19 protein-coding genes and 1 pseudogene are annotated in these 13,860 nt (G+C 70.2%); 2 read left to right on the forward strand and 18 right to left on the reverse strand.

From position 1 onward, the window contains the following. Positions 1-510: 510 nt before the first annotated feature. Positions 511-1,191 (reverse strand): hypothetical protein, encoded by a 681-nt coding sequence (locus GA0074692_RS35510; protein WP_245730031.1) that lies wholly within the window; start codon positions 1,189-1,191, stop codon positions 511-513. 150 nt (positions 1,192-1,341) lie between these two features. After that, positions 1,342-1,932, reverse strand: a complete 591-nt coding sequence (locus tag GA0074692_RS35515) for a phage tail tape measure protein (protein WP_245730032.1) — start codon at positions 1,930-1,932, stop codon at positions 1,342-1,344. A 393-nt stretch (positions 1,933-2,325) separates the two neighbouring features. Between GA0074692_RS35515 and GA0074692_RS00015 the strand changes: the two genes are divergently transcribed. After that, the gene (locus GA0074692_RS00015; protein ID WP_091638458.1) at positions 2,326-2,748 is read left to right on the forward strand and encodes a hypothetical protein; all 423 of its coding nucleotides are present in this window, start codon (positions 2,326-2,328) and stop codon (positions 2,746-2,748) included. Here GA0074692_RS00015 and GA0074692_RS00020 read toward each other — a convergent pair. From GA0074692_RS00020 to GA0074692_RS00090, 15 genes and pseudogenes are all read right to left on the reverse strand, one after another. After that, positions 2,742-2,927, reverse strand: coding sequence for a hypothetical protein (locus GA0074692_RS00020; RefSeq protein ID WP_091638497.1), 186 nt, complete (start codon positions 2,925-2,927; stop codon positions 2,742-2,744). The genes GA0074692_RS00015 and GA0074692_RS00020 overlap by 7 nt on opposite strands. Continuing rightward, positions 2,921-3,471: pseudogene (locus GA0074692_RS35520) on the reverse strand (DUF7426 family protein). Before GA0074692_RS35520 ends, GA0074692_RS00020 begins: the two are co-directional and overlap by 7 nt. A 61-nt stretch (positions 3,472-3,532) precedes the next feature. Beyond that, positions 3,533-4,234 (reverse strand): phage tail tube protein, encoded by a 702-nt coding sequence (locus GA0074692_RS00030; protein WP_245730034.1) that lies wholly within the window; start codon positions 4,232-4,234, stop codon positions 3,533-3,535. Between the two features lie 13 nt (positions 4,235-4,247). Next, complete coding sequence (locus GA0074692_RS00035) at positions 4,248-4,694, reverse strand: minor capsid protein (protein WP_091638459.1); 447 nt, start codon at positions 4,692-4,694, stop codon at positions 4,248-4,250. Next, positions 4,694-5,050, reverse strand: a complete 357-nt coding sequence (locus GA0074692_RS00040; RefSeq protein WP_091638460.1) for a hypothetical protein — start codon at positions 5,048-5,050, stop codon at positions 4,694-4,696. Before GA0074692_RS00040 ends, GA0074692_RS00035 begins: the two co-directional genes overlap by 1 nt. A gap of 3 nt (positions 5,051-5,053) precedes the next feature. After that, a complete protein-coding gene (locus GA0074692_RS00045) occupies positions 5,054-5,401 on the reverse strand; it encodes a hypothetical protein (protein WP_091638461.1) in 348 nt (115 codons plus the stop codon). Positions 5,402-5,404: 3 nt separating this feature from the next. Then, positions 5,405-5,776 (reverse strand): hypothetical protein, encoded by a 372-nt coding sequence (locus tag GA0074692_RS00050; RefSeq protein ID WP_091638462.1) that lies wholly within the window; start codon positions 5,774-5,776, stop codon positions 5,405-5,407. A 56-nt stretch (positions 5,777-5,832) separates the two neighbouring features. Further along, positions 5,833-6,501, reverse strand: coding sequence for a hypothetical protein (locus tag GA0074692_RS00055; protein WP_091638463.1), 669 nt, complete (start codon positions 6,499-6,501; stop codon positions 5,833-5,835). Continuing rightward, on the reverse strand, positions 6,501-7,508 hold the full coding sequence (locus GA0074692_RS00060; RefSeq protein WP_091638464.1) for a major capsid protein: 1,008 nt from the start codon (positions 7,506-7,508) through the stop codon (positions 6,501-6,503). The genes GA0074692_RS00055 and GA0074692_RS00060 overlap by 1 nt, the downstream gene beginning before the upstream one ends. 14 nt (positions 7,509-7,522) lie before the next feature. Then, positions 7,523-8,272 carry a hypothetical protein gene (locus GA0074692_RS00065; protein ID WP_091638465.1) on the reverse strand — a complete coding sequence of 250 codons (750 nt, stop codon included), beginning with the start codon at positions 8,270-8,272 and terminating at the stop codon, positions 7,523-7,525. A gap of 59 nt (positions 8,273-8,331) precedes the next feature. Further along, positions 8,332-9,480 carry a phage minor capsid protein gene (locus GA0074692_RS00070; RefSeq protein WP_091638466.1) on the reverse strand — a complete coding sequence of 383 codons (1,149 nt, stop codon included), beginning with the start codon at positions 9,478-9,480 and terminating at the stop codon, positions 8,332-8,334. A gap of 3 nt (positions 9,481-9,483) precedes the next feature. After that, complete coding sequence (locus GA0074692_RS00075) at positions 9,484-11,079, reverse strand: phage portal protein (protein ID WP_091638467.1); 1,596 nt, start codon at positions 11,077-11,079, stop codon at positions 9,484-9,486. A 13-nt stretch (positions 11,080-11,092) separates the two neighbouring features. Continuing rightward, on the reverse strand, positions 11,093-12,370 hold the full coding sequence (locus GA0074692_RS00080) for a PBSX family phage terminase large subunit (protein WP_091638468.1): 1,278 nt from the start codon (positions 12,368-12,370) through the stop codon (positions 11,093-11,095). Continuing rightward, positions 12,367-12,864: a helix-turn-helix domain-containing protein gene (locus GA0074692_RS00085; RefSeq protein ID WP_091638469.1), complete on the reverse strand. Its 498-nt coding sequence runs from the start codon at positions 12,862-12,864 to the stop codon at positions 12,367-12,369. Before GA0074692_RS00085 ends, GA0074692_RS00080 begins: the two co-directional genes overlap by 4 nt. A gap of 28 nt (positions 12,865-12,892) precedes the next feature. Further along, complete coding sequence (locus tag GA0074692_RS00090; RefSeq protein ID WP_091638470.1) at positions 12,893-13,090, reverse strand: hypothetical protein; 198 nt, start codon at positions 13,088-13,090, stop codon at positions 12,893-12,895. Between the two features lie 92 nt (positions 13,091-13,182). On the opposite strand from GA0074692_RS00090, the gene GA0074692_RS34440 reads away from it, so the two are divergent. Then, complete coding sequence (locus GA0074692_RS34440; RefSeq protein ID WP_176738220.1) at positions 13,183-13,359, forward strand: hypothetical protein; 177 nt, start codon at positions 13,183-13,185, stop codon at positions 13,357-13,359. 143 nt (positions 13,360-13,502) lie between these two features. Here the strand turns inward: GA0074692_RS34440 and GA0074692_RS00095 are convergent, their stop codons facing one another. Further along, positions 13,503-13,799, reverse strand: a complete 297-nt coding sequence (locus GA0074692_RS00095; RefSeq protein ID WP_091638471.1) for a hypothetical protein — start codon at positions 13,797-13,799, stop codon at positions 13,503-13,505. Positions 13,800-13,860 lie beyond the last annotated feature (61 nt).

The raw sequence follows: 13,860 nt of genomic DNA on the forward strand, positions 1-13,860 counted from the left end.
CCGGCCTTGCTCCCACCGCCCGTAGTACGGGCTGGCCGGATTCCTCGGCGTGAACAGGTTGTCGCCGTTCTTCAGCGCCCAGCCCATCTCGGTGGGCCTGATTTCCGCAGTCTCGTCCTGCCGCCGATCGTGACCTCCACGGCCTGGCCGCCGTCGCCGTAGTGCACCCGGTCCGTGATGTCCGTGTAGACCAGGGCCGGATCGTCCGGGTCATGGTCCAGGCCCACGCGCACGCTGATAGTCGGGTCCGCCACTGCCCCTCCGCGCCTACGTCGTCGTGCTCATGCCCAGGTAGCGGCCCACGACTGGCCACGCAGTGATGCGGCGTCGATCACCTCGTCCTTGATCTGCCGGCCGTCCGGTGGCGACGATGAGCCGCAGCACCCCGATACCGGCGGTCGCCCCGCCGCCGTCGGCGAGCGGCTGGACGGTCGCCCCGCGGCCGAGGTGCACCAGCTCCGGACGCGCTCACCCACCACGGCCGTGCCGGCGCGCAGGATGTGACCGCCCTCAGCGAGGTACGGGATGTTCGGGGTGGAGAGGGTGACACTGGGGATGCCCATGCCCAGCACCGACCCGCCACCGAGGGTCAGGCTGAAGTTGTTCCACTTGCCGATCATCCAGTTCAGGGCGCTGCGGAATGCATCCTTGATCCCATCGAACATGCGCGCGCCTTCGCTCGGATCCGCCCGGTAGCCCACTGAGGAAGCTGACGACCTGATCGAACTTGTCGGTGATCCAGCCCCAGGCGGATTTCACCCCGTCAACGATGCCGTTCCACAGTCCGGCGAAGAACCTGCCCACCCCGGTCCAGAAGCCGGAGAAAGACGGCCCACCAGGTTTGGAAGGCGGCGACCAGGAAGTCCCACACGGCCAGTGCGGCGCTCTTGATGATCTCCAGGCCCCGATCCAGAAGTTCCGGAAGCCCTCGAATTTCATCCACAGGCCGACGACCAGGGCGATAAGGCCGATGACGGCCAGGATGATCAGGCCGACGGGGTTGAGCATCATGGCGACGTTGAGTGCGATCTGAGCGGCGGCCCAGAGCTTGGTGCCGAGCACGACCAGGCCGATGATGCCGGCGAGGATGCCGAGCCCAGTCGCCAGCGGACCCACCCAGCCGGAGTTGCGCTGCAACCAGCCGAAGGTCTTCTCGATCATCGGGATGGCCTCGGCAAGCTTCTCGACCAAGGCACTCTGGGCTTGCCTTTTGAACGCCTCCAGCTTCTGCGAGCGCTCTGCTCGAGGGCTTGGCCGGCCTTGTCGGCAGCCCCGGCGACATCACCCAGCCCGTCCCGGCGGACTTCATGTTGCGAAGGAACTCGGGGATGTCCTGGACGTTCAGGTCCTCGAGCGGGGTGCCGAACAGGGCGATGGCGGTGTTGGCTTGCGCCGTCGGATCCTTGATCGACAGCAGCCCGGACACGATCTTCTGGAAGGCGGCCTGCGCCGTATCGCCGCCTTCAGGATCTGGTTGGACATGGTCTCGGCGTCCAGGCCGATCGCCTTGTACGCCCCGACGGAACTGGCCGACATGTCGGTCGCCCGGAGCGTGAACTCCTTGATCGCGTCCCCGGCCTTGTCGATGCCGTACTTGCCCTTGGAGCTGGCTTCCACCAGCAGCGCGAACGCCTGCGACCCGTCGAAGCCGAGGGTGCGAAAGAACTGGCCGTACTCGTTCCCAGCCTCGAGGAAGTCCTCCCGGAGGGCAGCCGGCACCTTCCCGCTGGCGACGGTGATCAGGTCCAGTGCCTGGGTGGCGTTGTCGGCCAGCCCGGACCCGATCAGCGTGGACACGTACTGCGTGGCCTCGGCCACGTCGGTGCCCCACGCGGTGGCGTACGCCTGCACCTTGACCGTGAGGTCCTCGATCGCCTTCGCATCGCCCTCGGGTACGAGCTTCGCGGACGCCACCGCCTGCACGGCCTGCATCGCCTCGGCCGCCGACTCGCCGAAGCCTCGGCCGTAGACGTTGCCGGCGACCTCGCCGAGCTGCTTGCCAGGGCCGGGTCACCGACCTGCGCGGCCAGCCTCGCCCTGGCCTTGTCCAGTTCCAGGCCCTGGAGGAGGCCGGCACCGATGCCGGCGGCGAGGGCCGCGCCGATGAGCGGGCCCTGCTGGCGGATCGACTCACCGGCCTGCTGGAGCTTCTGCTTGGCGGACTTGATGCCACGGTCGAGGGCGGTGTCGTCAGCGCGCAGGTACGCGACCAGCTCACCCAGCTTGAGCGCCACGAGATCACCTCCACTGTCGGATCAAGGACCGTTCGGGCCGTCACCGGCCGGTACCGTGCGCGGGTTGTCCACCCCGTCACAGGAGGCATGAGTGAGAGCACGGCACGTAGCGGTCGCCGTCGTTGCGGCGATCGCGTTGGCGGGCTGCGGTAGCAGCGAGGAGACCCCGGAGGCGACTCCAACCACGCCGGGCGCGATCAGCTCCGAGGCGGTCGAGAAGGCGCTGGAGGCTGCCGGCATCCCGCCGAAGCCGGACCAGAAGACCGCTGACGCCTACCTGGCCGCGCTACGGAAGATCGACCCGGACATCGTCGGAGACAAGGACCCAGACCGGATCATCGACCGGGGCCGGGACCAGTGCCGCACCATCAAGGACTGGCCGAACGACGAAGCCAAGGTGATCATGTTCGCCAACACGCGGTTCACCTCACCGGACCAGCCGAACGGGTTCGGCGAGGCGAAGGCGAAGAAGATCAACGAGGTGGTGCGTAAGCACCTCTGTCCCAGCTACTGACCGGGCGTCTCGGGGACGGGCGCGAACGCCCGGTGCAGCCGGGTGTCCGCCGCCAGCAGACCGGAGATCCGGACGTCGAGCCACCGCCAGGATCGGGTCCGCAACAGGGCTCGGTCCTCGACGTCAACGCCGTATACGTCGTGCAGGTCAGCCTCGACGAGCGCCCACCGGCTCAGGATGTCCGCCCACGAGACCCGGTCCGCGTCCTGCTCCTGCCGGACCTCTTCCGGGTAGTCGTACCACTCGTAGAGGCCGCTGGCGGCGTCGCGGCGGCCCCGTCCGTACGGGTCTTCCGGCCACTGGCCCGGCGCTCCTGACGGTTCGCCGGGCCCGGTGCTTCCGGGCGGCCACCGGACGTCCAGTACCGCTGCGCCGCCTCCTCGCCCGCGATGATCCACAGGTAGGCAGTCGCCCCGCAGAACTGGATGTACGGGTCCGGCACCCGGTCGGCCACCATCTGCTGGTAGACGTCGCCCAGGACCCGCTCCTGCAAGGTGATGTTCCTCCCGCCGGGCAGCTCGGGGAGCGCCTCGACCGCAGCGACCGCGGCCTGAATCTCGTCGGTGCCAGTGGCGGCGTTGACTTCCCCGGCGACGGCGGCGACGCGGCGGCACCACAGTCCCAGCTCTGCGACGGCAGCGGCAAGGTGTACTCCTTGCCGCGTACCGTCAGCGTCAACCCGGGTGACCAGTAGTCGTCCAGGTCGCCGAACTTCGCACCCATCAGGCGTACGTGTAGTCGTCGGCGGGCGCGTTCGGGCTGGTGCCGCCGGGGGTCGTCACGGTCACCTGGACGGTGCCGGCAGCACCGGCCGGGCCGTGGCCACGATGTGGGTGTCGCTGACCAGCGTGTAGTTGGTGGCGTTGTTCGCCCCGAACTTGACCCCGGTCGCACCGGTCACGCCGGTGAACTTCGAGCCGTAGATGTTGACCAGGTTGCCGCCGGCCGTGGGTCCGCCGGCCGGGTTGAGTCCGGTCACGGCCGGCACGGCGCTGGCGGCCGGGTTGGTGATCGGGGTCAGCGGGCCTTGGCCCTGGATGACCACGCTGACCGTGTCGAGGGCACCGGTGCCGCCGCCGTCGTGGGGCCACGCCTTCACGTACGCCCGGCCCTCGAAGCTGTCGCCGGCCAGTCCGTTGCGGTCGTACCAGCGGACCCCGAACTCCGCCGACGCCACGTTGCTGGCCTTCGCCGCGTTGAAGCGGTTCCGGAGGAAGGCGTGGACGCTGTCGATGCTGGTGCCGGCCGCGTTCGTCGAGTGCTTGATCTTCGCCTCGATGCGCCAGTTGTAGCCGGTGACGGCCTCCCGGGCCGCGCCGTCGTCCTCGTAGGTCTCGTCGGACTCGGTGCGTAGCTCCTCGATGAGCTTCAGCTCCTCGATCCCGATGAGCTGCTGGTACTGGCTGGCCGGGTAGGTGGCGGTGTCGATGTCGACGCGCATCCGCCGGGCGAGGGCGGTCACGCGGGTGGTGGGGGTCGTCGCCATGACGGTCCTCTCCTCAGTCGGTGCGGTTGCTGGTCGGGCGCATGGCCTCGACGTAGTAGTTGTGGCTGCTTTCCCACCGGCCGTTCGCGTCGGCGCCGAGCGCGGTGTACGACTGCCGGTACACCTGCACGATCGGGATTTCGCCCCAGACCAGGCCGTGAGCGCTGTCGAGCGCGTCAAAGACGCTGTCGCCCAGGTCCTCGGCCACCCTGGGATCCCGGGTGCCGCGCACGCGGATCTGGACGCCCTGGGTGTAGTCGGCCAGCCCCGGCGGGGAGGCGACGACGTACGGGGCGAGCGTGATGATCCGGTCCGGACTGGTGGGGATACCGCGGATGGTGATGCCGACCTCGTTGGCCTGGTAGATGCCGCTGTCCCGCCAGGTGCCGATACCGGCGGCCTGGAGGTGCAGGGCGAGGCCGGTGAGGAGTCGTGAGGTCCAGCCGTCACCGGCCGCCATCAGGGGCCGCCCAGGGGCTTGCCGGCGGCCTTCGCGATCAGCGCCAGCATCACGTCGCGCTCGGTGCCCATCGGCTCCTCCAGGTACTTCGCCTGCCGCCCGTCGTCGTGCCGCAGGGTCATGTCCTCGTGCTGACGAACGGCGTAGGACCGGTCAAAGCTGACCGCGACCAGGCCAGACGCCCGGTCGGAGCTGACCTCACCGGACCGCTCCAGGTCGCCCTCCTCGTGCGGGGCGAGGCCACTGGACACCTGGAGCAGATGCTCGGCGGCCAGCTCGGAGCCGTCGAAGGAGGCGTCAGACATCAGCGCGAGCACCTTGTCGCCGTCCCAGTCGAGGCGGAACTCGTCGGCCATGGGTCACTCCAGGGACAGCTCGACGTGCTCGGGCAGGCCGAGCCCGTGGTCCTCCATCACGCTGACGGCGAGCACCTTGGCGGTGCGGCCGGTCCACGGCAGGGTGACCAGGCTGGACGGCGGGGCGACCGTGGCCATCGGCGCGAACACCGTGGTGGAGGAGACGCCCTCAGCGCCCTCGGCGTCCTGGGTCTGCACGACGACCCGGCGGGTGGTGTCGTCGACGACGCACGGGCCCACGTCGACGGGGTCGGCGTACACGTCGCCGTACGCGCCGGAGCCCTCGTACGCCTGCACCTGCACCGTCCGGGGCTCCGGGATGTGCAGCTCGATGAACTCTTCCCACGTCACGGCTCACCTGCTCTGGGGGCCGTGGCCGGTGAGCCCGGCGGCCTGGAGGATGGTCCACGCCTGCTCCCAGAGGCTGCCGATCCGGACCGGCCGGTCACCCGGGTCGCTGCTGGCCTGCACCGACAGCCGACCGATCGTGAACCCACCGGCCCGGCCCCCGCCGAGGCCGGTGACGTTCCCCGCGTTGAGGTTCGCCGCGACCTGCTCCAGCGTCGCGTCCCGCAGCGCGGTGACGACGGCCTGGTCCTCCGGGTCGTAGACCGCGCAGAGCAGCGCCCGGTCCACGTCCCGGGACGCCCGGTCGAGGAGCTGCTGCGCGTTGACCGGCGTCCGGCCGATGTACTCGGTGAGCTGGTCGACGGTCGCGTACGCCACGTGCCCTCCTCGGGTACGGCGGGGTGGCCGGGCCGCGAACCCGGCCACCCCACGACTCACTCGGCCGTCGGGCCGTACGTTGCGCGCAGGTCGTCGCGCTTCATCGCCCGCACCTCGGCCTCGTCGAGGTCGGGGCGGGTGGCGATGACCCAGTCCGCCCAGGTCTCCTGCGAGGCATTGCCGGCCGGCGGCTCCGGCGTACGGTCACCAGCCGGCTGGCCGACCTCGGCACCCAGCTCGGCCGTCACCTCCGGCACATCGCGGCGCTCCAAGAACACCTGCTCTGCGGCGGTGGTCTCCCGCCGCTGCTGCTCCTCGGTGTCCGTGATGACGACCTGGCCGCCGTCCTCGGTCCGCTCCAGCCGGCCGACCGGGCCAGGCACGATCGGCCCCGGGCCGGCCACTGCGTGGATGCCGGGCGCCACCACATCCGGGCCGTGCGGGTTGGCCTGGCCGGCGTTGACCGGCGGAAGGAAGTCGGTTTCCCGCGGGTCGACGGCGGCATCGCGCAGTCGCGTGCCGAGCTGCTCCTCCGTGACGTCACGCGGGTCCGCCGGCTCCGGAGTGCCCTCGACCGGGCTGTCGGTGGTGCCGTCCACCTCGTAGCCGGCACCCCGGCAGTACTGGATGACCGCCTGGTCGTCGGTCTCCGCGACGCCGTCGCGGAAGACGACGTCACCGATGCGCCCGTTGTACTCCCGGTTCGGGGCCTTGATCGTCGCCATCAGGCCGAGACCTTCACGTTCCGCAGCACGCCCGCGGCACGGGAGCGCTTCAGGACCGGCGCGACCGGGCCCATCTCCACCTCACCGGTCTTGACCGCGCCGGCCTTGCTGAAGTCGGGCAGCCAGTTCTGCACGAGCGGCCGGCCCGCCATGCTGACGCCGTGGAAGCCATCCAGGCCGAACCGGACGGCGTAGATGTCGCTGAGGCCGGTGATGTTCCCGCCTGCGCCGCCCGCGTCCGCGTCCCGGGTGACCGTGCCGATGACGTCGTTGTTGCTGCCGGCCTTCGTGCCGAGGTCGACCAGGTCGATCCCGCGGTACTGCTCGATCGTCTCGCCGAACGCGTTGGTGGTCTTGTCGATCATGTCGGCCCACGCCGCGACGAACAGGAAGTACGCCTTGGTCAGGGAGTTCATGAACAGCGCGTCGGGCTTGGCGTCGAGCTTCCCGAGCCAGTTGTTGACGTGCAGCATGAACTGCAACGCCTTCTGCTTGGTGTCGATCGTGGTCATGTCCAGGTACCCGGTTGCGACGCCGTTGCTCAGCGGCAGGTACTCGGTGGTGGTGCCGGTCAGGATCTTCGACAGGCCGTCGAATCCGTTGGCGTCCACCGCGCTGTCCCCGTTGACCACCTGGTCGGCGAAGAACGCACGCGAGGCCTTGATCTTCTGGGACATCTGGAGCGCGGTCTCGGCGCCGGCCGCGACGCCGTCGAGCACACGGTCGATCTGGAAGGAGCCACCGAGCGGCTTCAGATCCACGCTGGCGCGGACCTTGGTGACCTCGGCCGGGGTGTACTCGCTGTTGATCGCGCGGAACGCGGCGGTCGGCTGCGAGGTCAGTCGGGTGTAGCCGTAGGTCAAGGTCGCGCCGTTGCCGGCCTGGTTCACGACGTCGTCGAAGGTGAGCTTGTCCAGCAGGTAGCTGGACTTCTGAAACTCGTCGATGACCTGGACATCGACGTCATCGGTGGCCATCAGCTTGGCCTGGGCGAGGGTTACGGGCATGGTCTACTCCGGTGTCAGGAGCCGCCGAGCTTGGCGGTGATCGCGTCGGTGAGGTTCTTCGGCTTGCCCTTCTGGCCGCCGGCACCGGAGTGGTCGGTGCCCTGCTTGCCCGGCCCTTGGCCGGTCGGGGTGGAGGCGAGCTTCGGGTTGGCCTTCACCGCCGCCTTAATCGCGGCGGTGACCTTGTCCGGGAAGTCGGCCGCGTCCGGGTCGAGGTCGGCGACCTGGGCGAGGAATCCGCGGCTGTCGAGTACGGCGTCCGGGTCTGCACCGGCCTTGCCGGCGGACTTGTAGACCGCCAGCTCGACGGCGGTCTCACGGGCGCGGGCGACGGCCTTGTCCCGCTCGGCGGCTGCGGCCTTGAGCTGCTCGGCGGGGTCGGTCTTCCCGTCCGGGGTGAGCCCGGCGGCCTTCAGTACGGCGGCGAGCCGTTCGTCGGCGGCCTTCCTCGCCTCCTTGGCCTTCTTCTCTCCCTCACGGGCGGCGGCCAGGGCGCGGGCGTGCCGGTCCGGATCAAACTCCCCGGTGATCTTCGGGGTCTTCGTCTTGTCGTCGTCCTGGCCGTCGTTGGCGCCGGCCTGGTCGTCGGTGCTCCCGCCGTCCTCGTCGCCGCCGGGGTCGCCCTCGCCGGATCCACCCGCGATGACGCGGATGGGTCGGCCGTCGCGTCGGTAGCCCAGGATCTTTCCCGGGGTGACGTGGTGGCCGGTGAGTGGGTTGACGAAGCCGGGCGTGACGGCGGTCGGCAGGGTGGTGCGGTCCACGGGTGCCTCCTTGAGGCTGTCGGGATGGTTCCCGCCGGGCCTCGCCGGCGGTGGTCTGGTCAGCGGCGCGGCAGGTTGCCAGCGCCGATCGCCTCGCGATACGGCAGCCTCTTCAGCTCCGGGTTCGCGGCGAGGTGGTCGCGCATCGTGGCCTGCCACTGGCGGACCTTCGCTGCGGCCGTGGCCTTGGCGGTGTCGTCGAGCGCGCCAAGTTCCCGCTCTTTCCAGTGGCGGATCTGCCGCTCAATGGCCCTCTGTCGTTCCTTGGCTTCGTAGCCCTTCGGGTTGGCCGTGGGCTTGGTCGGGCGGCGGGTTGCACCGGGCAGGTACGACCGGAGCGCGTGCGTGCAGTTCGGGTGCTGGAGTCCAGCCGCGCGGGCCTCGGCGACGCTGCCGGCGATGTCCACCACCACGGTGCCGTCGCCGACCATGCTGGGCAGCTCCACCCGGCCGCGCAGGGTGCCGGAGATGGAGAGCACCTTGCCTTCCCACGGCCGGCATCGCGGGCACTCGCGCGGAGAGTCGGAGACCTCGACCGTGTCCACGCCGAGCGTGGTCAACCGGTCCGTCTGGCCCTGCACAGCGGCCCGCTGGGTGACGGTCCGCGTGCCCATCTCGACGTACGACGAGAGCCGCCAACGCCGGCCACCGGAGTCGACGAACGACACCACGCCCTGGTCGACGAACCGTGCGTACGCCCACTGGCTGGCCTGCCGACGGGTCATCCCGCCCGCCACGGACACGGCGGTCGCCTGCTGGATCACCGCTCGGTACACATCCAGGACGTGCCTCAAGACGTTGGAGTGCCGCTCCCCGACGTCGGCGACCAGTGCCGCAGCGAGGTTCTCCACCACGCCCGCGCGGGTGACCAGCTCGGCGACGACACCGGCCGCGCGGACAGCGTCAGGGTCACGCGGGAGCAGCGCCGCCGGAATGCCGGTGGTGGCAACCGCCTGACCGCCCCGGTACGCCCGGGCGATGGCCTCGCGGATCCGCTCCGCCCCCTCCACCTCCACCACACCAAGGATCCGCTCGACGGTGCGCCGCAGCGTGCCGAGCGCGCCGAGGCGGGTGACCGCCCAGTCGGGGGCGTCGATGCCGGCGAGCAGATGCCGAGTGACCTCACGGAGGATGGCCTGCTCGGCGGCCCGGTACAGGTCGACCGTGTTGCGGGTGGCGGCCTCGATCTGGTCGCCGGTGAGGGCCATCTACTACTCCTCGGCCGGCGGTTCCTCGGCGTCCTGGTCGGCGTCGTCGGCGGCCGGCGGGCCGTTCCCGGCGAGGGCGCCCAGGGCACCGCCCACCTCCACCGTCGGCGGGGCGTCGCCCTTGATCCGGGCAACCTCCTCGCGGACCTGGATGTCGTCCCACTCGGGATGGACCGTGCGGACCATCGTGTCGACGGAGACGGCCCCGGCAGCCGACAGGAGCTGCAGCGTGCGAGCGGTCGTCTCCGGGGACTCGCTGACGCTGTCGCCGAACTCGACATTGGGCCTGACCGGGTCAGCTTGGGCGTTGAGCTGGGCGCGCTCGACCGCCAGGAGTAGCTCGATAGCGTCGGCCAGCGCGGGCGCCCAGGTACCGATCCGGTTGCCGCGGGTCGTGAAGCTTTGCCGCTCCCGGGCCTGGACCTCGGTGGCCGTGACCGCGACGTCGCCCTCCTCGCCGAGGGTCTGCGACGACAGGCCGGCGTGCCGCAGCGCGGTCTCCACGATCGCGTCGGCGGTCGCCTTGTGCTCGGCGTGCCGGATCGCGAACTGGCTGAGGGTGATCCCGGCGTCGCCGCCCTGCTTGTTCGGCATTTGGGTGAGCGCGGTGAAGACTTCCTGCTCGGCGTCCCAGGTCGCGCCGTTCCCGGGACCCAACGACCGCAGCATGTACTCGGGCACGAGGATCCGGGAGCGGGCCAGCCGCAGGTCCCGCATCCACGAGGTCCACACGTCATCGAGGGCGTCGAACCACTGCTCGTTGCCGTCGAAGTCGGAGCGGCCGAGGTACTTGAGGCCAGGCAGGGTGCGCCACAGGCGTTGCGGGCCGGCGTTCGGTACCCGCACCACGTCGAGGCGGTCCAGGCCGGTCGCCTGGCTGCTCTCTTCGTCGACCAGGTCCGCGAGGTACGCCGACGCGTTCTGCTCGGTGAGCGGCACGGCCCGTCCCAGGTGGGTGCTGGTGCCCTCGTGGAGGGCGTACACAATCCGCCCCGCACCGTTGACCACCTCGTGGTGTTCCAGCAGCCGCACGTGCACGTCCCCGTCGACCAGCAGCGTCGACCAGAAGGTGACCTCGATCAGCTTGCCCCACCGGATGACCGGCACGGCCCCGTCGGCGTGCACGGCTGCGAGGAATGCCCGGTCCGGGTAGACGTCCTCGTCGATGACGGGCCGGAGGTAGACGTCGCCGAGTGCGGAGTCGGCTTCGGCGGCGTGGAGCAGCACGGTGGCGAGGCCGTCCTCGACGAGCTGCTCCAGCCGGGCCATGACTGCGGTGTCTTCGTGGTCGAGCTTCGGCGGCTCGCTGAAGAGCAGGTTCGCCGAGGTGGCGGCGAGGTCGGCAGGCAGGGGCACGTGGAGGCGGCCGTCGCGTTGCCCGACCGGGGAGGGTGCGCCCCACAGCCAGCGGGACACCATGCCGACCAGGCCGCCGGACCGCTGGCCGGGGCGGGTCTTGGGCCGGGCCGTGGTGCGGTTGGCGTACACCTGGCCGAGCTGGTCAGGGCTCCCGCCGTACCAAGCATCCCAGTCGCGGTAGGCGTCGTAGGCGGGGGTGAGCTGCGGCGGCGGCCAGGCGCCATCGGTCGGGATCGGCACCGGGCCTCCTTCGTCATGCTGCGAGGTCGAGGGCTCCCTTCACCAGGGGGCGCCACAGCACCTCGGGGGTCTTGATCGCGTACCGGCCGGCGTCCAGGGAGTGGTCCCCGGCCTTGATCGGCTTGTCCTCACCCAGGAGCGCGGCTTTCTCGTCCCACACGTAGCCGGGGATCTCCTCGATCCAGCCCTCGCAGGACTCGTGGACGAAGAGCAGGCCCTCGGCGAGGAGACTGGCCACCAGGCGGATGCCGTCCAACACGTCGTTGTCGGCGTTGGTCGGGAGCATGCCGTCCCGGAAGAGCTGGGTGGAGAAGCTCGCGGCGGACGGGTCGACGCAGATCCAGTCCGGGCGGATGCCGAGCTTGTCGAGCCAGGCGCGCAGCCGGGCGGAGTACTCCGCGTCGGTGAGGCTGCGCTGCTGCTTCTTCGAGTCCCACCGCCACTCGCGGGCGAGGTACAGCTTCCCGTCGACGCCGACGCCCAGGAGCAGGCCGGCGAACGGGTTGGTGGTGCCGTAGTCCACGCCCAGCGAGACCCACCGGGTGATGCCGGGCAAGGTCTTGACCACGTGCTTCGCGGGGTTCCAGCCCTCGTAGACGGTGCCCTCGGCCACGCACCAGTCGCCGAGGATGTTCCGCCGGTAGTAGAGGCCGGTGTACTGCCGCCGGTACCGGGCCTTGACCGCCTCGGAGAGGACCGGGTTGTCGTCGAGGAGGAACTTCAGCACGTACCAGTCACCGGCGAGGTCACCGCCCGGGCGGGCCCGCTCGATGCCCTCGGTCATCAGCCAGTGTCGCGGGTTGTCCGGGTTGGTGTTCCCGAAGATCTGGCTGCCGTCGACGGAGCAGCGGCCGAGGAGCTGCTCATGGAAGCTGCGGGGCATCAGGGACCACTCGTCGACGTACGCGCCCCGGCAGGTCATGCCCCGGAGCCGGTTCTCGCTGCGTTCGTCGTTGAAGGTGATGACCTCGACCGTGGTGCCGAGGATCGTGGCGGTCGGTGCGCCCCGGGTGTACGTCGTCGCCTTGGCCAGCGGTCCGAAGAGCACCGGGTCTCGCAGCGGGTTGAAGATGTTCCGGACCGCCGTGTCGTACGTCTTCGCGGTAACGACCAGGTCCCCGCTCTTCGGGGTCTTCGGGTCGGCGAGGTACATCAGCCACCGGAGCAGACCGGAGGCGGTCTTCCCGGACCGGATGGCGCCCTCGGCGAGGTTGACGAAGAAGTTGCTCTCGCAGACGTACTCGATCTGCTTCTCCGACAGGGGCAGGCCCCGGAGGTCGACGCCGGTCACGTCGCGTCCTTACGCGCGTTGATCAGGGCTTCGCGCAGGTCGGTGAGCATGCTCTTCTCGGACTCGTTGCCGGTGGCCTTGTCGTACTCGGCCAGCTTGAGTGCGGTGTTGGCGAGGGCCTGAATGGCGCTGGCGATGTCCCGCTTGTCCCGGAACGGCGGCTCGTCGACGTCGCGCTCGTTGTAGTCGTTCTCCTTGCCACCGAAGTTGTAGATCTTGGCCTTGGAGAACATCTGGCCCATCAGCTTCTGGGCACCCGCGAGTGCGTCGACCTGGAGCTTGGCGCGGCGGGCGGCGGCGTCGTCCTTCTTGGCCTGGGTGGCGACCTTCGTGCGCTCCCGGTCGAACGTCAGGCCGAGCTCGTCGGCGATGCGGGAGATGGTCTTCCCCGAGCGGCCCATCTCCTTCGCGATGGCGTTCCGGCTCAGCTTCTGGGCGTGCAGCTCCTTGACGCGGTCGTAGTCGGCCTGGGTGACGGGGCGGGGGCGGGTCATGGGTCACCTCGTCACGGCCCTTGGCCGGTCAGGGGTCGGCGGACAACTCGACGTGGGCGGGCGGGGCGGCGAACCCGACCGGAGAGCTGCGGGCGTATCCGGCCGTCTCGCGGAACAGGTCGAGTGCCTTGGCGGCGACGACGTCCAGGGGCTCGGCGGCTTCGACGATGACGGTGTGGCCGGCCACGGTGACGTCCACCTTGACCGGGGCGGGCGGATCGGTCACGACTGCTCCGAGGGGGAATTCCCCGCCCTGCGGGGATGTTGACCACATTCGGTGCCGGCAGTGGGGCCGGCCGAGTCCATAGGGGGCGGATCATGCCGAACAACGGCAACGATGAAAACGAGCTGCTCCGCGAGGCGAAGGTGTCGATCCTCAAGAAGATCACCGAGCTCAACACCACCTCCGTGGGCCTGAAGGGGACCCTGGAGCTCGCGATGGCGTACACCGTGCTCGACCGGGGGAAGCTGCCGGGCGAGACGCCGAAGAGCTGACCGGGTGTGCGGGCAGGCCGGCCACCACAGCGACCTGCCCGCGTTCCCCCGGCGCGTCCGACCTGGACGCGAAACAGCCCGGGAGCCGTGGGGCTCTACCGGGCTGCGGACAGACTCCGCCTATGGGAGTCGGTGAACAATCATCATGCGGCGAGGGCGACTCCAACGTCAACTCGGCGTCGTCGTCCGCGGCCGCCGGTGCGCTTGTCCGCCTCAATGCGGGCGGCTTCGTCCAATGGGCTGTAGCCGCGCTGGGTGGTGAGGCCGTCCCGGTCCCGCCACCGCCGGACCATCGCGGTGGTGATGTCGACGCCCAGGCGGTGGACGAGCTGCTGGGCGGTGCCCCACTGCCGGCCGGCGTACGGGAGGAGTGGGGCCTCGGCGGGGCAGCGGCCGTCGGCGTCGAGGCGGAGACCGCAGCGCGGGCAGCGGGTAGCCATGATCCGAGCGTACCTTCCTAGGCTACTTCGGATGGCTCCACCATAAGTGGCATTATGGTGC

This window comes from Micromonospora pallida, assembly GCF_900090325.1.
GTDB lineage: Bacteria > Actinomycetota > Actinomycetes > Mycobacteriales > Micromonosporaceae > Micromonospora > Micromonospora pallida.